The 24,858-nt window shown below is 65.6% G+C and carries 21 protein-coding genes; 1 reads left to right on the forward strand and 20 read right to left on the reverse strand.

All coding sequences use genetic code 11. The annotated features are described in order from the left end of the window. Positions 1-89 precede the first annotated feature (89 nt). From BR78_RS0102845 to BR78_RS0102890, 10 genes are all read right to left on the reverse strand, one after another. The gene (locus tag BR78_RS0102845) at positions 90-299 is read right to left on the reverse strand and encodes a hypothetical protein (protein ID WP_029934816.1); all 210 of its coding nucleotides are present in this window, start codon (positions 297-299) and stop codon (positions 90-92) included. 12 nt (positions 300-311) lie between these two features. Further along, entirely contained in the window at positions 312-632 is a 321-nt protein-coding gene (locus BR78_RS0102850; protein ID WP_029934819.1) for a hypothetical protein, read from the reverse strand. Beyond that, positions 632-1,543 carry a peptidylprolyl isomerase gene (locus BR78_RS0102855; protein WP_051683170.1) on the reverse strand — a complete coding sequence of 304 codons (912 nt, stop codon included), beginning with the start codon at positions 1,541-1,543 and terminating at the stop codon, positions 632-634. Before BR78_RS0102855 ends, BR78_RS0102850 begins: the two co-directional genes overlap by 1 nt. Further along, the gene (narI, locus tag BR78_RS0102860; protein ID WP_051683171.1) at positions 1,540-2,337 is read right to left on the reverse strand and encodes a respiratory nitrate reductase subunit gamma; all 798 of its coding nucleotides are present in this window, start codon (positions 2,335-2,337) and stop codon (positions 1,540-1,542) included. The genes BR78_RS0102855 and narI overlap by 4 nt, the downstream gene beginning before the upstream one ends. After that, positions 2,334-3,032: a nitrate reductase molybdenum cofactor assembly chaperone gene (gene narJ, locus BR78_RS0102865; protein WP_029934824.1), complete on the reverse strand. Its 699-nt coding sequence runs from the start codon at positions 3,030-3,032 to the stop codon at positions 2,334-2,336. The genes narI and narJ overlap by 4 nt, the downstream gene beginning before the upstream one ends. Positions 3,033-3,043: 11 nt before the next feature. Beyond that, the gene (gene narH / locus BR78_RS0102870; RefSeq protein WP_029934827.1) at positions 3,044-4,570 is read right to left on the reverse strand and encodes a nitrate reductase subunit beta; all 1,527 of its coding nucleotides are present in this window, start codon (positions 4,568-4,570) and stop codon (positions 3,044-3,046) included. Further along, on the reverse strand, positions 4,567-8,349 hold the full coding sequence (locus tag BR78_RS0102875) for a nitrate reductase subunit alpha (RefSeq protein ID WP_051683172.1): 3,783 nt from the start codon (positions 8,347-8,349) through the stop codon (positions 4,567-4,569). The genes narH and BR78_RS0102875 overlap by 4 nt, the downstream gene beginning before the upstream one ends. A 14-nt stretch (positions 8,350-8,363) precedes the next feature. Next, positions 8,364-11,048: a nitrate/nitrite transporter gene (locus BR78_RS0102880; protein WP_197021261.1), complete on the reverse strand. Its 2,685-nt coding sequence runs from the start codon at positions 11,046-11,048 to the stop codon at positions 8,364-8,366. Positions 11,049-11,178: 130 nt separating this feature from the next. Continuing rightward, positions 11,179-11,808 carry a molybdenum cofactor guanylyltransferase gene (mobA, locus tag BR78_RS0102885; RefSeq protein WP_197021262.1) on the reverse strand — a complete coding sequence of 210 codons (630 nt, stop codon included), beginning with the start codon at positions 11,806-11,808 and terminating at the stop codon, positions 11,179-11,181. Positions 11,809-11,974: 166 nt separating this feature from the next. Next, positions 11,975-13,210, reverse strand: a complete 1,236-nt coding sequence (locus BR78_RS0102890) for an NnrS family protein (protein WP_197021263.1) — start codon at positions 13,208-13,210, stop codon at positions 11,975-11,977. 694 nt (positions 13,211-13,904) lie between these two features. On the opposite strand from BR78_RS0102890, the gene BR78_RS0102895 reads away from it, so the two are divergent. Then, the gene (locus tag BR78_RS0102895; RefSeq protein WP_156022198.1) at positions 13,905-14,441 is read left to right on the forward strand and encodes a hypothetical protein; all 537 of its coding nucleotides are present in this window, start codon (positions 13,905-13,907) and stop codon (positions 14,439-14,441) included. Between the two features lie 272 nt (positions 14,442-14,713). Here the strand turns inward: BR78_RS0102895 and ccoS are convergent, their stop codons facing one another. The 10 genes from ccoS to BR78_RS0102945 form a co-directional block, all read right to left on the reverse strand. Next, a complete protein-coding gene (ccoS, locus tag BR78_RS0102900) occupies positions 14,714-14,887 on the reverse strand; it encodes a cbb3-type cytochrome oxidase assembly protein CcoS (protein ID WP_025560204.1) in 174 nt (57 codons plus the stop codon). Next, positions 14,884-17,031, reverse strand: coding sequence for a heavy metal translocating P-type ATPase (locus BR78_RS0102905; RefSeq protein ID WP_029934841.1), 2,148 nt, complete (start codon positions 17,029-17,031; stop codon positions 14,884-14,886). The genes ccoS and BR78_RS0102905 overlap by 4 nt, the downstream gene beginning before the upstream one ends. Further along, positions 17,028-17,486: a FixH family protein gene (locus tag BR78_RS0102910; RefSeq protein ID WP_029934844.1), complete on the reverse strand. Its 459-nt coding sequence runs from the start codon at positions 17,484-17,486 to the stop codon at positions 17,028-17,030. Before BR78_RS0102910 ends, BR78_RS0102905 begins: the two co-directional genes overlap by 4 nt. Then, a complete protein-coding gene (gene ccoG / locus BR78_RS0102915) occupies positions 17,483-18,952 on the reverse strand; it encodes a cytochrome c oxidase accessory protein CcoG (protein WP_029934845.1) in 1,470 nt (489 codons plus the stop codon). Before ccoG ends, BR78_RS0102910 begins: the two co-directional genes overlap by 4 nt. A gap of 7 nt (positions 18,953-18,959) precedes the next feature. Further along, positions 18,960-19,895, reverse strand: coding sequence for a cytochrome-c oxidase, cbb3-type subunit III (ccoP, locus tag BR78_RS0102920; RefSeq protein ID WP_029934847.1), 936 nt, complete (start codon positions 19,893-19,895; stop codon positions 18,960-18,962). Beyond that, on the reverse strand, positions 19,888-20,052 hold the full coding sequence (locus BR78_RS0102925) for a cbb3-type cytochrome c oxidase subunit 3 (RefSeq protein ID WP_029934851.1): 165 nt from the start codon (positions 20,050-20,052) through the stop codon (positions 19,888-19,890). Before BR78_RS0102925 ends, ccoP begins: the two co-directional genes overlap by 8 nt. Next, positions 20,049-20,783 (reverse strand): cytochrome-c oxidase, cbb3-type subunit II, encoded by a 735-nt coding sequence (gene ccoO / locus BR78_RS0102930; protein ID WP_029934852.1) that lies wholly within the window; start codon positions 20,781-20,783, stop codon positions 20,049-20,051. The genes BR78_RS0102925 and ccoO overlap by 4 nt, the downstream gene beginning before the upstream one ends. Positions 20,784-20,796: 13 nt before the next feature. Then, complete coding sequence (ccoN, locus tag BR78_RS0102935) at positions 20,797-22,503, reverse strand: cytochrome-c oxidase, cbb3-type subunit I (RefSeq protein ID WP_051683175.1); 1,707 nt, start codon at positions 22,501-22,503, stop codon at positions 20,797-20,799. A gap of 72 nt (positions 22,504-22,575) precedes the next feature. Continuing rightward, complete coding sequence (gene hemA, locus BR78_RS0102940) at positions 22,576-23,847, reverse strand: 5-aminolevulinate synthase (RefSeq protein WP_081855586.1); 1,272 nt, start codon at positions 23,845-23,847, stop codon at positions 22,576-22,578. Positions 23,848-23,981: 134 nt separating this feature from the next. Continuing rightward, on the reverse strand, positions 23,982-24,641 hold the full coding sequence (locus BR78_RS0102945; RefSeq protein ID WP_029934858.1) for an OmpW/AlkL family protein: 660 nt from the start codon (positions 24,639-24,641) through the stop codon (positions 23,982-23,984). Positions 24,642-24,858: the final 217 nt, after the last annotated feature.

Consider the following 24,858-nt stretch of genomic DNA (forward strand, 5'->3'; position numbering starts at 1 on the left):
GTACGGGATCCGCGGGAGCAATCGATCAGACGTCAGATCTCGCAAGGGACACCAGCGTTGCTCGAGGCACGACCTCGATCAGCCGGAGCTCAGATCGCGAGATAGACAGTGAGCAGGATGCAGAATGCTGCGACGATGAGCCATATCAGTGGCCATCCTTTTCCCTCGCTTCCGCTCGCCGACGCGGTCTCGATGGGTGCAGGCGTCGTTCGATCGGTATTGAAGGTCGTGTCGGTGGTGCGCTTCAGCGCAGGGTTGAGCGGCGTATCAGCCACGGCATCCCGGTCCTTGTCGCTCATCGCGATTTCCTCTCACACCGCTTCGCTGCGGCCGGCAGAATGATGCGCGCAGGCGGGCACGGTCAAGCGCCACTGAACCATGCCCAGAAGGCATACGGTGCCTGGGTCCGCGTCGTCGCGGATTGCCGAAGTGAGCGTGGCCCAGTCGTCCGCATCCGCGAACCGCGCAAAGTCGGCGACCGCGGCCCGCACGAAGGAGGTCGGGCTCATCCCTTCCCCCGCCGCCGCTTCCGCCACTTGCCGGGCTGCCTCGGGGTTTGCTCCGCGCAGCCAGGCCTCGAACGGGCCGGCGGCGTCGCGCGCCGATGCGAGGATGTCGCCGAGCATCGGCATCAGCTGCCAGCCCCTTCGATGCGAACGCCCTCGACATGGCTCCGTGCAGCGAGCGCCGCCACGTAGCGCCCCGCGGCGACGGACCAGCTGCGCGCCTCGAGCATGTCCGCGATCTTGGGCTGAACGATCTCGAAGGGGAGTGTTCGTCCAGGGATCCGCCGCTGCAGCCGGAGAACGTGCCAGCCAAAGCGTGAACGGATCGGTTCACGGCCCGTGGTCCCCTCGCCCAGCGCTTCAAGGCCAGCCTGCACGGCCGGAACGAGTTCGCCGCGCCGGATCTGCCCCAGAGATCCATCCTGCCGGGCGGAGGCGCAGCCGGAAAATTCGCGCGCCGCGGCAGCAAAGGCAGCCGCGTCGTCGGCGACCTCCTGCGCAATCGTACGGGCGCGCGCCTCGGCGGCATGCCAGGCGGCTTCCTCCTCGCCCTGGGGCTCGATCAGAATATGCGCCGCCTCGAACAGCTCCGGTGTGCGAAAACGCTCGACACTGGCATCATAATAGCGCCGGCATTCCGCCTCGCCTGCACGTTCCGGCGTTACCTGCGCCTCGAGCAGTTGCCGGACCAGAGCATCGTCTTCGGCTTCGGTACGACCCGCCTCGTCCTCCTCGGGTTCCGGCTCGAGGCCGAGCCGGCGCGCCTCCTGCAGCAGCAACTCGCGCACCGCCAGCGCGCGTGCGGCCTCGACCCAGGCGGTTTCGGCGTCGGGTGCAGGATGATGCTGGATCTCGCGCGAAATGGCTTCGGGCGCGATCTCGATGCCATTGACCCGCACCTCACCAAAGCTCGGCGGTGGCGGAAGCACCGGTTCGGGTCCGCCGCAACCGTGACTCGCGCAGCCGCTCGGGACCGCCGGCATCGGCCGTCGCTGCGCGGGGTCGCCGGTGTTGATGACGTCCAGCGGCCGGGTCATGCGCCCTCCTGCCCGCTCTCGGACATCTGCCGCAGCACCGTCGTCCCGCCATAGCTCGGCGCGACGCCCGCCGGGCCCCGTGTTGGCGAGGGATTGGGGCGATTCACCGGCGTGCGCGAGCGAACGATCTGGAATCCCGGCCGCAGCAGGAACCAGATCGGCGCGCTCCAGATATGCACCAGCCTGGTGAACGGAGTGATCAGAAAGAGCGTGAGGCCGAGGATGATATGAAGCTTGTAGACCAGCGCCACGTCGCGGATGTTCTCCGGCGCTCCCGGATTCAGCGTCAGGACGCCCTGCGCCCAGTTCATGAAGCGCAGCATCTCACTGCCGTCCATATGCTGCATCGTCCACCAGGTAGTCAGGATGCCCAGCGTGAGTTGCAGCCAGATGAGCACGAGCACGAGGATGTCGCCCCAGGAGGAACTGCGCCGGATCCGCGCGTCGAACAGGCGCCGGTGCAGGAGAAGCGAGCAACCGACAAAGGCGGCGACGCCCGCGATGCCGCCAACGATCAAGGCCGCCGCCTGTTTGAAGTCATGCCCGATGCCGAGCCGGTCGATGACGGTGACCGGAGTCAGCAGCCCGACGAAATGGCCGCCCAGCAGCACGAGAATGCCCAGGTGAAAGAGGTTCGAACCGATCATCATCTGTTTTCGGCGCAGGAACTGGCTCGACTGGGCGCGCCAGCTGTACTGGTTGGCATCGAAGCGGAGGACGCTGCCGACGACCAGCACCGTGACCGCCAGATAGGGATACCAGCCAAACGCCAGCTGATTGATGAAGTCGTTCATCGGCCCGCCTCCTTCGCTTCTGCCCGGTTCGCCGCCCTGATCTTCGCGACGACGCCGGTCGGCCCGCCCATTTCATGCGCCGCCGTGGCGTTGAACGTCACCGGCGCCTCTTCCCATTCCTGATCCATCTGCGCCGGATCCTCATCGGGTTCGCGCGCCTGAAGTTCGCTGAGGGCTTCCAGATCGGGCGCGCCGCCCGCCAGTCCGACAAGCGCATGGAAGACGGCCGCATAGGGCGTCTCGCGCTTGTCCATGCGCTCGGCAAGCGCGGCATAGACGTGCGCCGGCTGCGCGAGCATCTCGCGCGCTTCGGCAGGCGGCAGGCACGAGACATATTCGAGGAACACCGGCAGGAAATCGGGAAGCTCCCCGCCTTCGAGGAAGAAGCCGCTGTCGAGATATTGCTGACCGAGATCGATCATCGCCTGTCCGCGTTCGCGATTGTCGCCATGGACGTGCTCGAACAGATGGAGCGAGAGCTTGCGGGCGCGATCGAAGAGCTCGCTATATTCCGACTGGAGATCGAGCAGATCCCAGGCCTCGAGACGCCGCAGCAATGGCTCCATTCCCGCAAGGATGGAGCCTGGCAGCGCTCCCTCGAGCGCCGTCGCCTCGCGGACTTCGGATATGTGCGCCTGAAGCTCTTCGGACGGATAACCGAGCAGCACGGCCAATGCGCGCAGCGTTCGTTGCATCGGGCGCGCCGTCACGTCGGGATGTCCATCATCGGCTTGCGGGGCGTACGCTTGGCGCCGCCGAACAGATTGACCCTGGTGGCGCCGTTGGTGTTCTCCCGGAAGGCGAAGCCGGAGGAGCCGCGCAGAACATAGGCGTCCTCGTCAAACTCGCGATGTGCGGTCGGGATCACATACCGGTCCTCATAGGCCGCGAGCGCCATGATCCGGTACATCTCCTCCATCCGCGCGCGGTCGAGGCCCACCCGTTCGGGGATGGAATCGTCGATGCGCCCCTCGACAGTCTTCGCGCGCATATAGGACCGCATCGCCAGCATCCGCTCGAGCGCCTCTGCGATCGGCGCCTCGTCGCCGGCGGTGAGCAGATTGGCGAGATAGCGCAGCGGGATGCGCAGGGAGCGCACGTCCGGCATCCCGTCCTTCGCCGAGATCTTTCCCGCCTCGGCTGCCGACTGGATCGGCGACAAGGGCGGCACGTACCAGACCATCGGCAGGGTACGATATTCGGGGTGGAGCGGGAACGCGACCTTCCACTCCATCGCCATCTTGTAGACGGGCGAGCGGGTCGCCGCCTCGAGCCATTGCTCGGGCACGCCGTCGCGCCGCGCCGCTTCCTGCACCGCGACGTCGTGGGGATTCAGGAAGACGTTCAGTTGCGCGGGATAGAGGTCCCTGGGATCCTCGACCGACGCGGCCTCCTCGATCCGGTCGGCGTCGTAGAGGACGACGCCGAGATAGCGGATGCGCCCGACACATGTCTCCGAACAGACCGTCGGCTGCCCGGTCTCGATACGCGGATAGCAGAAGATGCACTTCTCGGACTTGCCGGTCGACCAGTTGTAGTAGATCTTCTTGTAGGGGCAGCCCGACACGCACATCCGCCAGCCGCGGCACTTCTCCTGGTCGATCAGGACGATGCCGTCTTCCGCCCGTTTGTAGATCGCTCCCGAGGGGCAGGAGGCGAGGCAAGCCGGATTGAGACAGTGCTCGCACAGCCGCGGCAGGTACATCATGAACGTCTTTTCGAATTCGCCGTAGATCTCTTTCTCGACGCCTTCGAAATTATAGTCGTGGCTGCGCTTCGCGAACTCGCCGCCGAGCATGTCCTCCCAATTGCCGCTCCATTCGATCTTGTTGAGCAGTTCGCCGGTGACGAGCGAACGGGGCCGCGCGGTCGGCTGGGCCTGGAGCTCGGGCGCGGCCTGCAGCCACTCATATTCGAAGGTGTAGGGCTCGTAGAAATCGTCGATCTCGGGCAGGTGCGGATTGGCGAAGATCTTGGAGAGGATGCGCCACTTCGCGCCCTGCTTCGGTACGATCTTGCCGTTTTTGCGGCGGACCCAGCCGCCCTTCCAGCGCTCCTGGTTCTCCCAGTCCTTGGGATAGCCTATGCCCGGCTTGGTCTCGACATTGTTGAACCAGACATATTCCATGCCCTCGCGGTTGGTCCAGACGTTCTTGCAGGTGATCGAGCAGGTATGGCAGCCGATGCATTTGTCGAGGTTCAGCACCATCGCGATCTGTGCGCGCACTTTCATTCTGCTGCCTCCACTCTGGTGCCGGTACCCCAATCCGCGGTGCCGCCTTCGACATTGGCGGCGTCGTCGGCCCGCTTGTCGAACCAGTTCACCTTGCTCATCTTGCGAACGATCACGAACTCGTCGCGGTTGGCGCCGACGGTGCCGTAATAATTGAAGCCATAGGCAAGATGGGCGTAGCCGCCGATCATGTGCGTCGGCTTCATGTTGATGCGCGTCACCGAATTGTGGATGCCGCCGCGCTGGCCGGTGATCTCGGACCCGACCGTGTTCACCAGCTTCTCCTGCGCGTGATACATGATCGCCGAGCCGGGCATGATGCGCTGCGAGACGATCGCGCGCGCGGTCAGCGCCCCGTTGACGTTGAACACCTCGATCCAGTCATTGTCCGCGATCCCCGCGGATCGGGCGTCGTCCTCGCTGATCCAGACCGTCGGCCCGCCCCGGTTGAGGCTCAGAAGGATCAGGTTTTCGGTATAGGTCGAGTGTATCCCCCATTTCTGGTGCGGGGTGAGGATGTTGAGCATTATCTCGGGATTGCCGTTGGGCAGCTTGCCGATCACCTGAAGCACCGTCTTGGTGTCGATCGGCGGCCGCCAGGTGACGAACCCCTCGCCGAACGCCCGCATCCAGTGATGGTCCTGGTAGAGCGACTGGCGGCCGGTGAGGGTCCGCCACGGTATCAGCTCATGGACGTTGGTGTAGCCGGCATTGTAGCAGACCTTCTCGCTTTCGAGCCCCGACCAGGTGGGCGAGGAGATGATCTTGCGCGGCTGCGACACGACGTCGCGGAAGCGGATCTTCTCCTCCTCCTTGCCCTCGGCGAGATGGCGGTGATCGCGGCCCGTGGCCTTGCCAAGCGCTTCCCACGCCTTGATCGCGACCTCGCCGTTCGTCTCGGGCGCGAGCATCAGGATCGTCTCGCAAGCATCGATGTCGGTGTCGATCTTCGGCCGGCCGGCAGTGGGGCCATCGAGCACGCGCCCGTTCAGGTCTCCCAGCAGGCCGACCTCGTGTGCGGCGTCCCAGCCGATTCCCTTGCCGCCATTGCCAAGCTGCTCGAGCAGCGGGCCCATCGACGTGAAGCGCGCAAAGGTTTCAGGATAGTTGCGTTCGACCAGCGTGACCGACGGCATGGTCTTGCCCGGGATCGGTTCACACTCGCCCTTGAGCCAGTCTTTGGGCGCATATGCCTGGGCGAGCTCGGCCGGCGTATCGTGCTGGATCGGAGTCAGCACCACATCGTGCTCGACGCCCAGTACCTCGGGCGCCACGTCGGAGAACTTCTTCGCGATCGCGCGGAAGATGTTCCAGTCGCTTTGCGCCTCCCATGCCGGGTCCACCGCCGCCGACAGCGGATGAATGAACGGGTGCATATCCGAGGTGTTGAGGTCGTGCTTCTCGTACCAGGTCGCGGTCGGCAGCACGACATCGGAATAGATGCTGGTCGTCGACATGCGGAAGTCGATGTTGACCATGAGATCGAGTTTGCCGACGGGCGCCTCGTCGCGCCAGACGACGTCCTGCGGCTGTTCGATGCGCTCGCGGTCTTCATCGGAGCCGACCACGCCGTGCATCGAGCCGACAAGGTGCTTGAGGAAATATTCGTGCCCCTTGCCGCTCGCGCCGAGCACGTTCGAGCGCCAGAAAAACATATTGCGCGGCCAGTTGACCGGATTGTCGGGATCGAGATTCGAGGGCTTCAGCTCGCCCGACTTCATTCCGTCGGCGACTACCGTCGCGGCATCGGCTCCGGTCTCCTTGATGTGGCGGCCGAGCTCGATCGGATTTGTCTCCAGCTGCGGTGCCGAAGGCAGCCAGCCCATGCGCTCGGCGCGCACGTTGAAGTCGATCATGCTCCCCGACCAGTCGCCTTCCGGGGCCACCGGCGAGAGGATCTCCGACATCTTGAGCGTCTCGTACCGCCACTGGTCGGTGTGCGCGTAGAAAAAGCTGGTGCCGTTCATGTGGCGAGGCGGCCGATTCCAGTCGAGCGCGAAGGCGAGCGGCGTCCACCCCGTCTGCGGCCTCAGCTTTTCCTGGCCGACATAATGCGACCATCCGCCGCCCGATTGACCGATGCAGCCACACATCACGAGCAGCGAGATGATCCCGCGATAGCTCATGTCCATATGGTACCAATGGTTGAGCCCGGCCCCGAGAATGACCATCGAGCGGCCCCTGGTCTTTTCGGCCGTATCGGCGAATTCGCGCGCGACCTGGATGATCGCCTCGCGGGGAACCCCGGTCACCTTTTCCGCCCAGGCTGGCGTAAACGGCAGGTCGTCATCGTAACTCTTCGCGACATTCTCGCCGCCAAAGCCGCGGTCGACGCCGTAATTGGCGCAGAAAAGATCGAAAACGGTCGTGACCTTGACGCTGCCTCCTCCGGCCGTCGCGATCGTCTTCACCGGAACATGGCGCATCAGCACTTCGTCATGTTCGGTAGCGACGAAATCATGGGGTGCGGTCGCGCCGAAATAGGGAAATGCGACGGGTTCGATCGCGTCCTCATGGCCGGCCAGCGTCTTGCGCAGTTTCACCTCGCGGCCCGTCGCGTCCTTGTCCTCGAGGTTCCATTTGCCCCGCTCGCCCCACCGAAAGCCAACCGAGCCCAGCGGCGCGACCAGTTCGCCCGACAATTCGTCGAAGGCGACGGTCTTCCAGTCGGGGTTATTGGTCTCCCCCAGCGCGCCCGGCAGATCGGCGGCGCGCAGCATCCGGTCGGGAATGAGACGGCCGTCGCGCTCGGTCAGCGTCACGAGAAGAGGAAAGTCGGAATATCGGCGCGTATAATCGTCGAAATATTCCGCCTGCCGGTCGACGTGGAACTCCCGCAGCACGACATGGCCGAGCGCAAGCGCGAGCGCGGCATCGGTCCCCTGTTTGGGATGGAGCCACAAATCGGAGAATTTGGCCGCTTCGTTATAGTCGGGGGCGATCACGACGCTCTTGGCGCCGCGATACCGGACTTCGGAATAGAAATGCGCATCGGGTGCGCGCGTCATCGGGATATTGGAGCCCCACACGAGCAGGAAACCGGCATTGTACCAGTCCGCGCTCTCCGGCACGTCGGTCTGCTCGCCCCAGGTCTGGGGCGACGAGGGCGGCAGATCGCAATACCAGTCGTAGAAGCTGAGCAAGTTGCCGCCGATGAGAGAAAGGTAGCGGCTCCCTGCAGCGTAGGAGATCATCGACATCGCCGGGATCGGCGAGAAGCCGGCGATCCGGTCGGGCCCGTATTCCTTGATGGTGTAGGCGTTGGCGGCGGCGATGATCTCGGTCACTTCGTCCCAGCCGACGCGGACGAAGCCGCCGCGCCCGCGCCGCGACACCCAGTCGCGGCGCTTGTCGCCGTCCTGGACGATGGCCTTCCATGCGGCCACGGGCGCCATTGTCTTGCGTGCCTCGCGCCAGTGACGGATCAGCCGTGCGCGCACGAGCGGATATTTGATGCGCGTGCCGGAATAGAGATACCAGCTATAGCTCGCCCCGCGCGGGCAGCCACGCGGCTCGTGATTGGGCAGATCGGGGCGCGTACGCGGGTAATCGGTCTGCTGCGTCTCCCAGGTTACGATGCCGCCCTTCACGTAGATCTTCCACGAGCACGAGCCGGTGCAGTTCACGCCGTGGGTCGAGCGCACGATCTTGTCGGCCGACCAGCGCTTTCGGTAGGCGTCCTCCCAATCCCTCGACTCGTTCGTCGTGATGCCATGACCATCCGAGAAGGTGTCCCTTGCCCTGCGGAAATAGGTGAGGCGATCGAGGAAATGGCTCATCCTTGGTCCTTTACTCAGACGGCGACCGGGGGCGGTACGATCCTGGCGGGTTCCATGGTGCGCAAGAGCCCGCGCGGACCGCCATAGGCCAGCCAGGTCAGCGCCGCGCAGCTCAGGTAGAAGAGGAGAAAGCCGCACAGAGCGGGAATCGCGCTGCCCGCAAGCGCGATCGACGAACCATAGGCCTTGGGAATGTAGAAGGCGCCATAGGCGGCGATCGCCGAGGTAAAACCGATCACCGCGGCGGATTCGCGTTCGGACTGGATTCGACGCGCCTCCGCACTCTGCCCGGGCATCGCGCGATCGATCGCGCTGCGCATGATCGCCGGCACCATCTGGAAGGTCGAGGAATTGCCGATGCCGCTGACGAAGAAGAGGAGCAGCACCATTGCAAAGAACCCGCTGAAGCTCTCGGCCTGGAGAAACCAGATCATCCCCGCCGTCGCGATTATCTGGGCGACGAACACCCAGAACGTGACTTTCGCGCCGCCGATCCGGTCGGCAATCCACCCGCTGCCCGCACGCGAGAGGGCGCCGATCAGCGGTCCGACAAAGGCGAAGCGCAGTGCGTCCACTTCGGGAAAGACGAGCTTCGACAGCAACGGGAAACCCGCCGACATGCCGATGAAGGTGCCGAAGGTGCCGGTGTAGAGCCAGCACATGATCCAAGTGTGGATCCGCCCGAAGATCGTCGCCTGGTCCGCAAACGACGATCTGGCGCTCAGGATATCGTTCATTCCGAACCAGGCGGCAAGCGTCCCCGCCAGGATCAGCGGCACCCACACAAAGCCTGCGTTCTGCACCCAGACCGACGTGCCGTCTGCCAGTGTCTGGGACTGCCCCCCGAGCGCACCGAACAGGCTCATCGTCACCACGACCGGCACGAGGAACTGCATCACGCTGACGCCGAGATTGCCGAGACCCGAGTTGATCGCCAGCGCGTTGCCCTTCTCCGCTTTGGGGAAGAAGAAGCTGATATTCGCGACCGAGGAAGCGAAATTGCCACCGCCGAAGCCGCATAGCAGCGCCAGCACAAGGAAGATCAGATAGGGGGTATCGGGGTTCTGGACCGCATAGCCGATCCCGAAGGCCGGAATCAGCAGCGACGCTGTCGAAAGCGTCGTCCAGAGCCGCCCGCCGAACACCGGTACGAGAAACGCGTAGAATATCCGCAATGTCGCGCCCGAGACCCCCGGGAGCGCCGCCAGCCAGAACAGCTGATCGGTGGTGAAGGCGAAGCCGATCCCGGGAAGCCGCGCGACGACGACGCTCCACACCATCCAGACGGCAAAGGAGAGCAACAGGCAATAAGTCGAGATCCAGAGGTTGCGGCGCGCGACGGCACGCCCGCCCGCCCGCCAGAAGTCCGGATCCTCGGGCCGCCAGTCGGCGATGGGCCCCGCCCGCCTCGGCGGCACCGTGACACCGGGCTCGCCGAGCCCCTGCATCTCGGGAAGCTCCGCGATTTCCGCTTCGGCGCCCCGGCGCGATGCCGTGCGTTCCATCTGGCGAACCGCGAAGTGCATCCAGACGAGCGCTACCGCCGCCAGGAGGAAGAGCAGGAAGAAGCAGCTCGTCCAGACACCGGTCAGATCGTTCAGCGCGCCGAATGTGAGCGGCAGGACGAATCCGCCGATGCCGCCCACCATGCCGACCAGGCCGCCGACCGCTCCGACATGGTTCGGATAATATGCGGGGATGTGCTTGAACACCGCAGCCTTGCCCAGGCTCATGAAGAAGCCGAGCGCGAAGATCGTCACCAGGAAGGGGATCAGGCTCATCTCGGTGTGGAAGCGGATCGGCCCGCGAACGCCCTCGATGATGTACGTCGTCGGCGGGTAGGAAAGCATGAAGGTGCAGACGACCGACACGCCGAAGGTCACATACATGACCGCCCGAGCGCCGTAGCGGTCGGAAAGCCTGCCGCCATAGATGCGGAAGAGGCTTGCCGGCACCGAGTAGAAGGCCGCAAGCATACCGGCGGTCTTCACGTCGAGTCCGTAGACTCCCATGAGGAAACGCGGCAACCACAGCGCCAGCGCGACGAAGGCGCCGAAGACGAAAAAATAATAGAGCGCGAACCGCCAGACCTGAATGTTCTTCAATACTGCCAGCTGGTTGCCCATCACCGGAGCGGTTCGGCCTTCGCGGCGCCGGGCGACGCTCTCCGGATCCTCGCGGGTAAGCAGCAGGAAGATCACCGCCATGACGAGCAGCGCAGCCGCCCAGATCTGCGCGACCGCCTGCCACCCCATCGCGACCATGACGAGCGGCGCCAACAGCTTGGTGACCGCAGAACCCACATTGCCGGCACCGAAGATGCCGAGCGCCGCCCCCTGCTTGCCAGGCGGATAGAATTTGGAAACATAGGTCACGCCGACGGAAAAAGTGCCGCCAGCCAGACCTACGCCGAGCGCCGCGACGAGCAGCTGACCATAGGTCTGCGCGAACGACGTCAGGAAAGTCGCTATCGCTGCCAGCACCATCACGCCCGCGAAGACGCGGCGGCCTCCAAGCTGGTCCGCCCAAATCCCGAGGAACACACGCGCGAGCGATCCGGTCAGGATCGGCGTACCGACAAGGAGACCGAACTCGGTCTCCGACAGACCGAGGCGGTCCTTGACCCCCAGACCGATGATGGAAAAGATTGTCCAGACAGCGAAGCAGACAGTGAACGCGGCGGTGCTTGTCCAAAGCACCTGACCAGCACCTTGTGGGTGTGGATCCGTCGCCCTTTCGCTCAAGTCGCCCTCACCGGTCGTTCTTGTCGCTGGCAGATCAATGCACGCTCTTACCGGCGGTTACAACCCGTTCTGCAATATTCGAGCTCTAGTCCCGACCGAATTGCGTTGGATCAATTGACGCATCGCCCAGAAGCGACTCTGCTGCTGCGAGGTCGGCGGCGGTATTGATGTTCAGGAACGGATCGAACGGTTCACTCGTCCATTCGACAGGCACAAATCCCACACTCTCTGCGAATCCGTGCAGCGAGCGGCGGCCGGCGCATAGATAGGGCCCCAGAGCGAAGAAAGCCCTTGCCCGCCAAAGCCCGCACGAGGGGTGCAACAGGACGCTCGACGCAATTGCCGCGCCGGCCTCTGGCGTAATCGCCATCGAAAGCCGCGACGCGAGGTTCAACGGGAGGAAGGGCGTGTCGCATGGAATTGCGAGGACGGCGCCGTGTCCCGCGTCCTTCGCATAGCGAAGCGCTGCGGCGAGACCGGCGATCGGCCCATCGGCTCCTGGAGCGTCCTGCAGGAAGGTGGCGCCAGTGCCGCCGCCCTGGCCCGCGTCGCGACCGACGACGACGACGTCGCTTGCCCAGTTTCGCGCGGCGGCCACAGCGCGTTCGACCAGCGATTTTCCGCGGAGCAGCCGGAGTGGCTTGCGCCCTCCGATCCTGTTGCCATCACCTCCTGCCAGGACAGCAACAGCGATGCTCTCCGAGCCGCACTTCACAGGAGGGCCGTATCGGCGATGCCGATTTGTCGAGAAAATGCGGGGGAATCATGAAGGGCGCGGACGGAGATGCTTCGTTGCGCCTGCGTCCCATGCGACCGTCGGCGGTGGTTCAAAACCTGCCTCTTCAGATCGCACCGGCGCGCGGAACGGTCGCCGACTCCCCTCACTTTGCTTCCCCCTGCCGGCCGACCGAGGCGGCCCTGTGCGCTGCGAGCATCGGACCATAGACCAGCACGAAGAGCCCGAAAGCACCACTCCACAGGGCCGCGGAAACTGCGAGAATATAGAACTGCGCGTTACCGAGCATCGGTGCCAGCACCCGCAACAGCGCGGCGGCATTGACGAGCAGGTAGATCGACACCGTTGCCCGGCCGACCCGGCGTGGCCTGCCAGTATGGCTGAGCGTGGTGCGCGTCATCATCGCCAGAGTCATCACGCCGATCGCGCCCGAGGTCAACGCGTGGATCGCGCTCGAGAAAGGGATCATCTGGGGCGCGCAGATTGCGAAGCCGAGCAGCAGAAGCCCGCAGCCGAGCCACAGATAGCCCAGATGCAGGACCCAGACGAGCGGTTCGCGCCACGCTGCCCAACCGCGCCAGCGGCAAAGGCGGAACAACAGGCCCAGGCCGGACAGACCAAGGAGCACGCCGGTGAGCGGCTCGGTCGGCAGAACGAGCCACGCAGCCAGCGACAGCGCCGTGAGGATTGCGGCTCCGGCATCGAGCCGGTCATAGGGAGCGGGCTCGGATCCGCCCTTGTGGTGCGCGATCCAGTTGCGCGTGAAGCTCGGTACCAGTCGGCCTCCCATTATCGCGATGAGGAGCATGATCGCCCCTATGGCGGCCCGTTCGGATGCCGCGCCCGCCACCGGATGGAGCCCACGCAAGTGGAATCCGAGATTTGCCGCGCCCAGAAGGGTCACCACGATGCAGGGAACGAGATTGCGACCGTTGCGCGCCGCGATCTGCTCGCGCCAGAGCGTCCCTGCGAAAACAGGAAGGAAAGCCGCGTCGAGGCTTGCGGCAACGAGATTGTCCATTCCCGCAACCAGGATCGCGGCCCGCCCGGCGAACCAGAGCCCCGTGAGCAGCATCAATGGACGGCCCGCGACCGGATAATGGCCGGTCCAGTTCGCTCCGGCGATCATCAAATAGCCGACCGCGACCGCCGGCGCATAGCCGAAGAGCATCTCGTGTACGTGCCAGTCGCGCGTAGCGGTACCCGCGAATGTGCCGCCGCTCACCAACGCCGTGATCCACAGGGGAACCGCGAGCGCCGAGAAGATGCCGGCAAGCAGGAAGAACGGGCGGAACCCGAAACTGAATAGTGCCGGGCCGCGATACTCTCGAACGATCTGCGCCGTCGTTCGCATCGTCATGCGGGCGCGGCTCCGGTTCATGCGGCAATCCGCACGCCGGGGCGGTCAACAGCGCTACACGCCCCATTCCCCGTCATACCATTACCGCGCATCAAGAGGTGCGTGCGGGCAAGACGATCCGCCTCGCGGGCACGGCAGGGATGCCATCCCCCGATCCGAAAGAAGGAAAAACCCGGTCGCCAAGCTCTGTTCCATGCCGCCTCGCGCTGCCTGCTGACCTGAATAGGAAGCTGCCCGGCCAGCGACAACAGGATCATCCGGCGGCGCCCGGTCGGACCCAAAGGTGAGAAAACGCCGGGAACCTGCCTGGTACCAACGGCGCGGGGGTTCGGCCAGAGGCTTGCCCCCCCGGAGGCCGGCCGCACGCACCGCATTTGAGGTGGATCAAGGCAGGGTACGTCGCCTCGGCCCAAACCGGCCCCATGTGGACTCGCCACGCCAGAAAATGCGCCGGGAACCAATTCATGCCTGCGTCGACCTGGGCCTTGCTTGCGCCCGCTCGCGCCCCAGGTCCTCCGACGCTCCCCGCCCGCGCCGCGGGCACGCCGGAGGGACAGGCGTAGTGCGCTTCTTCGAAAGACAGGACGATGGCTTCCGCGTCGCGCCGGGAAGCTACGCCATCCTCGCACAGAACCGGTCCGGAACGTTTCCCTGCCCCGCCCCGACCGTCTCGCCCCACAAAAGGCTGTCCCTGCCCCCGACGGACGGACTCACGATGCTTCCGCTCGATGGTCTCGAGATCCTGATCCTTCCCGTCGGGCGCGATCGCGCGGGGTGCAATGGCCGGTCTATCGCGCTTGGCAACCACACGCTCGTCGTGTTCGATCGCCTCGCGATCGTACCTCTTGATAGCGCCCCGGCCCGCGCGAGCCGCCCTACCCAGGCTGTCGAATGCGTGACCGCGGTCGCGGTGCCCGGCAATGAAGGGGGATACGGAGTCATCCGCTGCGCCGAAGGTGGATATGAACTCGAAGGCTTCGGTTGTGGCATCGACTGGATCGACACCGACACGCCGGGCGCGTTCAACATCGAAGCCGAGATGTTCGACATGGCGTATGGCGCGATTGCGTCGATCTTTGGCTACGGCTCCGACGCATTCAATGCCGCGCTCGATAATCGCGGCTTCGTATGCGACATCAAGTCCTTGCGGAGACAGCTGGCAGGCCGCGTCGACGCCGAGGCAGTCTCGGTGCTCGCCCGCCTTCCGCGGCGCAACTCAGCCATTGCCCGCTATGCCCCGGTGATCCCGTAGCCCGAACCGCAACCGCTCCCGGACAATCGCCGGGGATCGCTCCGGCAGGTTATCGCCCGTTTCGACCCCGCCCCTCGCGTGTCGATCGCGTGCAGGCTGCGTGGCACGCCGCGGGACAATCGTCGCGATCCCGCGCCGGCCTGGGCATCGCCGGCGAGCCATGGCCTCCGCACCAACGCGCCATCGTCGGCAGCCCGGCGAGCGAAGCGCCGGCAGGCGCCGCGGGGATAGCCAGCGCGACCGCAGCCGACACCGCGATGGATCTGGCCAGATTAATCATGCCGCGACCCGGGACGCGGAGGCATGGATTCGTCCTCGATCAGGATGCGCAGCGCGGCGCCGTCGAGATCGTCGAACTGCCCGCTCGACGATGCCCAGAAGAATGCGCCGAGACCGAGCAGGCCGAGCAGCAGCGCGACCGGGATGAGAACGGCGACGATGCTCATCGTGCGGCGCTCTTGAGACGCAGCGCGTTCGCCACCACGAGAATCGAGGAACCCGACATGGCGAGTGCGGCGACCAGCGGCGTGACCTGGCCGGCGATAGCAAGCGGGACGGCAAGAACATTGTACCCGATGGCCAGCACGAAGTTCTGCCGTACGATCCGCATCGTGCGCCGCGCGGACGACACCGCAATCGGCACCGGCATGAGCCGATCCCCGAAGAAGACGACATCCGCCGCCTGACGGCCGACATCGCTGCCCGCCGCCGGCGCCATGCCGACCGACGCGCTTTTAAGCGCCGGCCCGTCATTGACGCCGTCGCCGACCATCAACACGTGCTTTCCAGCCGCTTCGAGCCGCGACACCGCGCCATATTTGTCGGCCGGCGACATCCGCGCGCGCGCGAACACTCCGAGCTGGGCTGCAAGCACGCGGACGACGGCCCATGCGTCGCCAGAGACGAATTGCACGTCGAGACCCAGCTTGCGCAGCCGGGTGATGGCGGCTTTGGCGTCGGAGCGGACGGCATCGGTGAAATAGATGCGGACGCCGGGCTCCGCACCGAAGGCGAAGCAGGTGCTGACACCCTCCGCCGATGCAACCGGAACTTCGGCTGCAACCCAGTCGGCACGTCCGAGCGCAGCCCGGCGGCCGTCCACCATGGCCTCGACCCCGCTGCCGACCACTTCGCGCAGCTCGCTCAGGATCACGGGGGCGACACCCTCGGCCTCGAGCGCAGCCACGATCGCGCGCGCATGCGGGTGGCGCGTGCCAAGCGCCAGCGCGAGCAGCACACGCCGGTGCAGGGGCTCCCCGGGCATGCCGTCGACGGGCGTCAGCTGGCCGAGCGTCACTGTCCCGGTCTTGTCGAGCAGCACGCTGTCCACCGTAGCGAGCTTCTCGAGCGCGGCACCGTCGCGAACGAGAATGCCGCCGCGCATCAGAGCGCCCGAGGCGACCACCTGCGCAACCGGTACCGCCAGGCCGAGCGCACACGGACAGGTGATGATCAGCACGGCCACCGCGATCAGCATCGACTCATGCCATCCGGCGCCCGCGATGAGCCATCCGGTAAAGCTCAGCGCAGCCAGCAGGTGCACCGCCGGCGCATAGAGCCGCGAGGCGCGATCGGCGAGACGGACATACCGCGACTTGTGCTGTCCCGCGGCTTCCATCAGCCGCGCGATGTCGGCGATAACGGTGTGCGTTGCAGCGGCGGAAACCTGGACGTGAAGCGGCGAGGTCAGGTTCATCGTGCCCGCCAATACCGTGCCCCCCGGCGCGACGCGCTCGGGCGCGCTCTCGCCGGTGACGATGCTGCGGTCGATGTCGCTGGTGCCGGCCTCGACGACACCGTCGACGCCGATGCGGTCCCCCGCAGCGATCAGCACGCGCATGCCGGGGAGGACTTGCACGATGGGCACATTGCGTACCTCGCCCCCCTCCCCAAGAACGCGAACATCGTCGGGAAGCTTGCGCAGCAGCGACGTCACGGCGTCCTGCGCACGCTCGCGCATCACGCTGTCGAGCAGCCGGCCGCCAAGCAGAAATGCGATCAGCATCACCGCGCCGTCGAAATAGGCGTGCGGCCCCCCGACCGCGGTTTCATAGAGGCTCATCGCGCAGGTGAGCACGATGCCGATGCTGATCGGGACGTCCATGTTGGTGCGGCGCTGCCGCAAGGCGCGCCAGGCGCTTTCGAAGAACGGGCGGCCGGCATAGGCGATCGCCGGCAGCGCGATCAACGCCGACAGCCAATGGAACAGCGCCCGTGTGGCGCCGTCGGCTCCCGACCATACCGACACCGACAACAGCATCACGTTCATGGCCGCGAACGATGCCACTGCAAGGGCGCGGGCCAGCCGCTTGCTCTCTCTATCCGAACCCGCCGCCTGGGCATCGGCCAGGACATGTGCCTCGAAGCCGAGACGCCTGATGCCGGCGATCAGCGCATCGGCATCGAGGCTGGCCTCGTGGGCGACGGCAAGCCGTCTGGTCGTGAAGTTCACGCGCGCCTCGACAACGCCCTCGAGCGACAGAAGGCCGCCTTCGAGCCTGGCGATGCAGCTCGCGCAGCGCAGCCCGTCGACGACGAGGTCGGTGCCGGCAAGCGGCGCCGCCGCGCGAACTGATAACGACGCATTCACAACCGCACTTCCTTGAGGAAGCGTGCGTCATGCCCCTGGGCACGCACGGCAATGCGCATCCGCCAGCGGCCGGGAGCCAGCGCATGCCGGGCCGAATAGCGGCCGGCGCCAAGCGCGCCGAGCGCGAAGCTGCGACCCGGCAAACGGCCTAGCGGGTGTTCGGCCTCGACCGTCACCACCGCACCCTCGATCGGCCCGCCCTCCCCGCTCAGACGGACGACCAACGCGCCGCTCTCCGCTCCCTGCGCTTCGAGCCGCCAGCCCAGCGCCTCCTGGGCACGGGCTTCGCCGAGCCAGCCATTGAAGCGCTGGCTCGCGACATAGCTATTGTCGACGACTGCGCCGCCAAAAGTGCGCACGGCGCTTGTCGCCATGACGAAATTGACGGCGATCACCACGCCGAAGAACCCGATGAGAATGGCGGCCATGTGCCAGCCGGTAAAACGTCGCGTCATCGTCCCGCCTCCGGGCGTTCAAAGGCGTTCGCGGTCGAGGCGCTTTCACCCTCCCCGTCGAGCGCGCGTATCGTAAAGCGTATGTCACTGCGCTGCGGGCCGGCTTCGGGCGCAGCGACGAAAAGCCGCTCCTTGGCGACCTTGTCGGCATCGACGCGGAACCGCACGCTCCGGCCGGCGTCCTTGCGATCCACGCTCTCCGGCCACATCGTGCCAGCCACGCCGGACATGGTCAGTTCCACCTCGCGCGGGCGCGCCTCGAGGTTGCGGATCCTGATCTGATAGGTGTTGCGGATCGTGCCGTCGCTGAGCCGCACCCACAGGGGATTGCGGGCCTGAAGCACCGAGAGTTCGAGCCGCGTACGGCCTTCGAGCATCACGAGCATGCCGACGCCGATGGCGCACCACACCGTGAAATAGACGAGTGTCCGCGCGCGCAGCAGCCGGCGCAGCGGCGGCACCGGCGCCTCGCCAGCCTGCTCGGCACGCGCATCGAGTTCAGTGGCGTATGCGATCAGCTTGGGCTCGCGGCCGACGCGTATCATCACGTCGTCGCAGGCGTCGATACAGAGGCCGCAAGTGATGCACCCGATCTGCGGCCCCTCACGAATGTCGATGCCGGTGGGACAGACCGCGACACAAGCGTTGCAATCGATGCAGTCGCCGGTCTGCAGCAGTTCGACCGGATGCGTTTCCGCGGCCTTGCTGCGCTTGAGCCCGCGCGTGCGCGGTTCACCGCGCCAGAATTTGTACGTGATGGTAAGCGAGCGCTCATCCATCATCGCCGTCTGGATCCGCGGCCACGGGCACATGAACTGGCACACCTGCTCGCGCATCAGGCCGCCAAGCACATAGGTGGCGGCCGCAAGAATCGCGACGGTGGTATAGGCGACGAGTGGCGCCGTGCCCTCAGCGATCTGGCGCGCCAGCGTCGGCGCGTCGGCGAAATAGAAGATCCATGCGCCGCCCGTGAGGACTGCGATCATGATCCAGATCGCATGCTTGGTTGCCCGGCGGGCGAGCTTGTTCGGGCCCCATGGCGCCGCCAGAAGGCGGAGCTGGGCGTTGCGATCGCCTTCCACCAGCCGCTCGACATGCTGGAACAAATCGGTCCAGACCGTCTGCGGGCAGGCATAGCCGCACCATGCGCGGCCCACCGCCGAGGTGACGAGGAACAGGCCGATCGCCGCCATCACCAGCAAGCCGGCGACATAATAGAATTCGTGCGGCCAGATCTCGATTGAGAAGAAGTAGAAGCGGCGATGGGCGAGATCGACCAGCACGGCCTGGTCGGGCGCCCAGGCGCCGCGGTCCCAGCGCAGCCACGGCGTCGCGTAGTAGATCAGCAGCGTGAGTACCATCACCGCCCATTTGAAGCGGCGGAACGGCCCCTTGACTGCCTTGGGCAGCACCTTGCGCCGCGCCTCGAACAAGCGCGAAGAACCAACTTCTGTGGGAGCGTTCACGGCATGATCACTTCGCAGTGGCCGCGCCAGCGGCCGGCACCGCGTCTGTCGCAGGCCTGGGTGCGCCGCCCGCTTCGCCGCCACCAAGTGCGTGGACATAGGCAGCGAGCATCTTGATCGTCACGGGGTCGAGCTGCTTGCCCCAGGCGGGCATGATCCCGCCATGGGCGTTGGTGATCGTGTCGGTCAGCGCTGCGCGATCTCCGCCATAGAGCCAGATATGGTCGGCGAGGTTGGGTGCCCCGATCTCCCGATTGCCGCGCCCGCCGGTCCCGTGGCACGCCGCACAATTGTCGGCGAACAGCTTCGCGCCCCGCTGAGAGGAGGCGTTCGGACGCTCCTGCCCCGAGAGGAAACGGACATAGGAAACCGTGTCCTCGATTTCCTCTGCCTTCAGCATCTGGTCGCGTCCGAACGCCGGCATCTGCGACTGGCGCGTCGCGTCATCTCCCGGCTGGCGGATACCGTGCTCGAGCGTTTGTTGAATCGCCGCGAGGTCGCCGCCCCAGAGCCAATCGTCGTCGTTGAGATTGGGGTAGCCCTTGCTGCCCGCCGCGCCCGCGCCATGGCAGGCCGCGCAATGCACCTTGAAGGCCGATCGTCCCCCTTCGACCGCGGCGGTGAACAGCTGCGGATTGCCCGCAAGCTGCTCGATCGGGGTCGCGGCGAGCGCGCGCATCACCGGTGCGCGGCGTTCGCGTTCGGCGGCGAGCTCGGTCTTGAGTTGCCCCCTGCTCGTCCATCCGAGCGTCCCTTCAGTCGCGCCGCGGATCATCGGCCACGCCGGGAAGGCTATGCAATAGACGATCGCGAACAGGATCGTCGCATAGAAGGTCCACAGCCACCAGCGCGGCATCGGCGTATCGAGCTCTTCGATGCCGTCCCATTCGTGCCCCACCGTGGAGGTGCCGGTCTTCTCGTCGATGCGCTTGTTCTCAGCCATCGATGCTATCCTCGTCTTCTAAGATGCTGGCGGCGGCGCGGTCGTTTCCGCGCGCCGAACCGGGAAGGAAGGGCCAGGCGACGAGCGCCAGGAAGACGACGGCCATGACGACCAGTCCCCAGCTGTCAGCGACGTGGCGAAGCTCGTCGTAGCTCATTTCGCGCGCTCGCGTGCCGCTGCGGCGGGAAAGTCGACCTGGGTGCCGAGCCCCTGCAGATAGGCGACGAGCGCGTCCATCTCGGTCAGCCGGCCGCGATCGCCGTCGAAGTCGCGCGACTGCGCCTTGGGATAGCGGCGGGCGAGATCCGCAGTGTCGCCATCGCCAAAGCCTTGGGTTTGCACGTCCTGCGCGGCCTTGGCGATATCCTCGTCAGTATAGGGTACTCCCTCGGCGCGCAGCGCCTTCAGATGCGCCGCCATGTCGCCTCCCTTGAGATCGCGCTGCGCGAGGAAGGCATAAGGGGGCATGATCGATTCAGGCACGACCGCGCGCGGGTCCTTGAGATGCTGGACGTGCCATTCGTCCGAATAACGGGCACCGACGCGCGCCAGATCGGGACCGGTACGTTCCGAACCCCACTGGAAGGGGTGGTCGAACATGCTCTCGGCGGCGAGGCTGTAATGGCCATAGCGCTCGGTTTCGTCGCGGAACGGCCGAACCATCTGGCTGTGGCAGCTATAGCAACCCTCACGGATGTAGATGTTCCGCCCCGCGAGCTCGAGCGGGGTATAGGGCCGGACGCCCTCTACCTTCTCGACCGTGGACTGGATCCAGAAGAGCGGCGCGATCTCGACGATGCCGCCGATCGCGACCGTGACCAAAGCGAGCGCTGCCAGCAGCGTGACGTTGCGCTCGATCTTCTTATGGCCTTGAACGATGCTTGCCATCGGTCACAGCTCCTTATTCGGCCGCGACGGACACGGGACCGTCGGCGAGCGCAGGTTGCGGGAAGGCGCTCGCGGCGCCGCGGGCGGGAAGCGGACGGTCGCGTTCCGGATCGAAGGCGGCGTCGGCCATCGGCGCCTCCTGGCGGAGCTTGCCCGCAATCGTCATCCAGACGTTCCACACCATGAACAGCGCGCCGGCGAAGTAGAGCAGGCCGCCCGCGACGCGGATCACATAATAGGGATGCATCGCCTGGACGACTTCGGCGAATGAGTAGACGAGATAGCCGTCGTCGCCATATTCGCGCCACATCAGCCCCTGGGTGATGCCCGCCACCCACATCGAGGAGGCATAGAGCACGATGCCCAGCGTCGCGCACCAGAAGTGCCAGTTGACCATCCGAAGCGAGTACAGACGGGTGCGGCCCCAGAGGCGCGGCGTCATATAGTAGATCGCCGCAAAGGTGATCATGCCGTTCCAGCCGAGCGCGCCGGAATGGACATGGCCGATCGTCCAGTTGGTGTAGTGCGAGAGCGAGTTGACGCTCTTCAGCGACATCATCGGGCCTTCGAACGTGCTCATCCCGTAAAAGGCGAGCGCGAAGACCATCAGGCGGATGATCGGGTCGGTGCGGACCTTGTCCCACGCGCCGTTGAGCGTCATCAGCCCGTTGATCATGCCGCCCCAGCTCGGCATCCACAGCATCACCGAGAACACCATGCCGAGCGTCTGTGCCCAGTCGGGCAACGCGGTGTAGTGAAGATGGTGCGGACCGGCCCAGATGTAGAGGAAGATCAGCGACCAGAAGTGGAGGATCGACAGCCGATAGCTGTAGATCGGTCGCTCGGCCTGCTTGGGCACGAAATAATACATCATGCCGAGGAAGCCGGCGGTGAGGAAGAAGCCGACCGCATTGTGGCCGTACCACCACTGGGTCAGCGCATCCTGGACGCCCGAGAACAGCGAATAGGATTTGGAGCCGACCCAGGAAACCGGCAGCGACAGGTTGTTGACGATGTGCAGCATCGCCACGGTGACGATGAAGCCGAGATAGAACCAGTTGGCGACGTAGATGTGCGGCTCGGACCGCTTGAGGATCGTCCCGACGAACACTGCCAGATAGGCGACCCAGACGATGGTCAGCCAGATATCGACATACCATTCGGGCTCGGCATATTCGCGGCCCTCGGTCACGCCGAGCACATAGCCGGTCGCGGCGAGCACGATGAACAGCTGGTATCCCCAGAAGACGAAGCGGGCGAGGCCGGGGAGCGCCAGCCGGGCGCGGCAGGTGCGCTGGACGACGTAGAAACTCGTCGCGATCAGCGCATTGCCGCCAAAGGCGAAGATCACCGCCGACGTATGGAGCGGCCGCAAACGGCCGAACGTCGTATATTCGGTCGGCAGGTTGAGCAACGGAAAGCTCAGTTGCGCGGCGATCACGATCCCGACGAGGAAGCCGACGACGCCCCAGAATACGGTTGCGATCACGCCCCAGCGAATGACTTCGTCGTCATAGCGCTCGAGCGCGCGCGCATCTGCCGAACGCGTCGGCAGGAGGCTGATCCCGCGCATCGACACGAATGCGGTGAGCGTCGCTGCCGCCGCCGCGACGCCCATATGGATCGCGAAGGCAGTATCGGCGGCGGCGGCGGCGGCGAACACGGCCGCGATCGCCACGAACAGCCAGGCACCGCTGCGTAAGAGGATGTCGTCTTCCATATTCTACTCCACTGAGCGGCGAGCCTCTCGCGGGGCCGTCCGGCAGGCTGTGCGGGGTTGAGACAGTGCCGTTCAGGCGGCGATACGCTGGTCGGCCGGCGTGGGAGGCCAGGTCGGCCGGTGCGGCGCGCCCGTCGAAAGGGGGCGCTCCAGCCGGCCCCATATCTCGACCAGCGCGCCGACCAGTTCGCGCATCATCGCCTCGTCATGCGCGGGGCCGGGGGTGAAGCGCAACCGCTCGGTGCCGCGCGGCACTGTGGGATAATTGATCGGCTGGACGTAGACGCCGTATTCGGCGAGCAGCACGTCGCTGATCTTCTTGGCTTTGACCGGATCGCCGACCATCAACGGCACGATGTGCGTGGTCGAGGGGAGCACCGGCAGACCGGCCTCGGTCATCAGCGCCTTGAGCTTCGCGGCTGCCTCCTGCTGCCCCTCGCGCTCGGCGGTGGATGCCTTGAGATGCTTCACGCTCGCCAGCGCCCCCGCGACCAGAACCGGCGACAGCGACGTGGTGAAGATGAAGCCCGGCGCATAGCTGCGGATCACGTCGACGATCACCTGATCGGCAGCGATGTATCCTCCCATCACGCCGAATGCCTTGCCCAGCGTGCCTTCGATGATGGTGATGCGGTCGGCGACCGCGTCGCGTTCGGAGATGCCGCCGCCCCGCGCGCCGTACATGCCCACGGCATGGACCTCGTCGAGATAGGTCAACGCGTTGTATTTGTCGGCGAGGTCGCAGATCTCGGCGATGGGCGCGATATCGGCATCCATCGAATAGACGCTCTCGAACGCGATAAGCTTGGGCGCGCCGGGATCGTCAGCGGCGAGCAATTCTTCGAGATGTGCGAGATCGTTGTGCCGGAACACCCGCTTCTCGCAGCCCGAATTGCGGATGCCCGCGATCATCGAAGCGTGGTTGAGCTCGTCCGAATAGACGATGCAGCCCGGCATCAGTTTGGCGAGCGTCGAGAGCGTCGCTTCGTTCGAGACATAGCCCGACGTGAAGAGCAAAGCGCCTTCCTTGCCGTGCAGGTCGGCCAGCTCGCGCTCGAGCTCGATATGGTAATGCGTATTGCCCCCGATGTTGCGCGTGCCGCCCGAGCCCGCGCCGACGTCGTGGAGCGCTTCCTCCATCGCCGCGATCACCTTGGGGTGCTGGCCCATCGCGAGATAGTCGTTCGAGCACCACACGACGATCGGCTTCGGGCCGTTATGCCCGGCAAAGCAGCGCGCATTGGGATAGGCGCCCTTGTTGCGCAAAACGTCGATGAACACGCGGTAGCGGCCCTCGGCATGGACCCGGTCGATCGCGTCTCGAAATAGCTGGTCGTACTGCACGTGATGCCCTCCCGTTCGCTCCGGCGATAGGAAACCCCGGCGCGCAGGGTTATTGTGGAGTTCCCGTATGGAAGTTGCCGGAGGCGACCGGGGCGGAGGCGCCTCGGCCCCGCCCCGGCCCCCGGGCCCTCCGCCTAGAAGCGCATGCCGATGCCGATCGCGGGCACGATGGGATCGAGACTGACGTCGACACGGTTGACCGCCGCGCCGGTGGTCAGACGCGCGCTGGTGTCGATGTCGAGATATTTGACGTCGAAGTTGAGGAATATGCGGCGTCCGAGATCGACGTCCACGCCCGCCTGCAACGCGTAGCCGAAGCTGTCCTTCAGGCTGACATCGGTCTTGCCGATCGCCGCCTCGAGCGAACGGCTGGCATCGGACGAATAGAAAGTGGTGTAGTTGATTCCGGCACCGACATAAGGGCGGACGTGCGACCTGGGCGCGAAATGATATTGCAGCGTCAGCGTCGGCGGCAACACGCGCGTGCTGGCGACATCGCCGAGCGCCGACAGCGCGCCGCGGCCGCTGATATCGTGCTTGGTCGTTGCAAGGATGAGCTCGGCACCGATATGGTCGGCCAGCATGTAGGTGAAGTCGAGCTCGGGCGCGGCCCGGTCCGAAACACCCACAGAACCGGTGGGAAACCCCGGCGCGACCGGACCCGATTCCTCGGTCGGGGAGACGAGAATCGCGCGCGCACGGACCAGCACGTCGCCGGCCTCCACCTGCGCCCGCGCCGGCACGGCCGCCGCAATCGTCACTGCCAGAACGCCTGTTGCTACGACAAATTTCATGACCAACTCCGTTATGTTGTTTGGCGGGCTGGCCCCTATGCGACCCTCGCGAACGCGGCTCTACGCATCTTCCCCTACGGGGTTTCTCGAATGGACGGGGACCAACGGGCGATGTCAGTTCCCCGGCGCTTTTGCCTTCGACGGCATTGCCCCATGCGGGTCGCGCACGCCTTCCGCTCCGGCGCAAAAGCCAGATCCGACGTGAACGGGCAGCGAT

Source organism: Sphingomonas sp. UNC305MFCol5.2, from assembly GCF_000712135.1.
Classification (GTDB): Bacteria; Pseudomonadota; Alphaproteobacteria; order Sphingomonadales; family Sphingomonadaceae; genus Sphingomonas.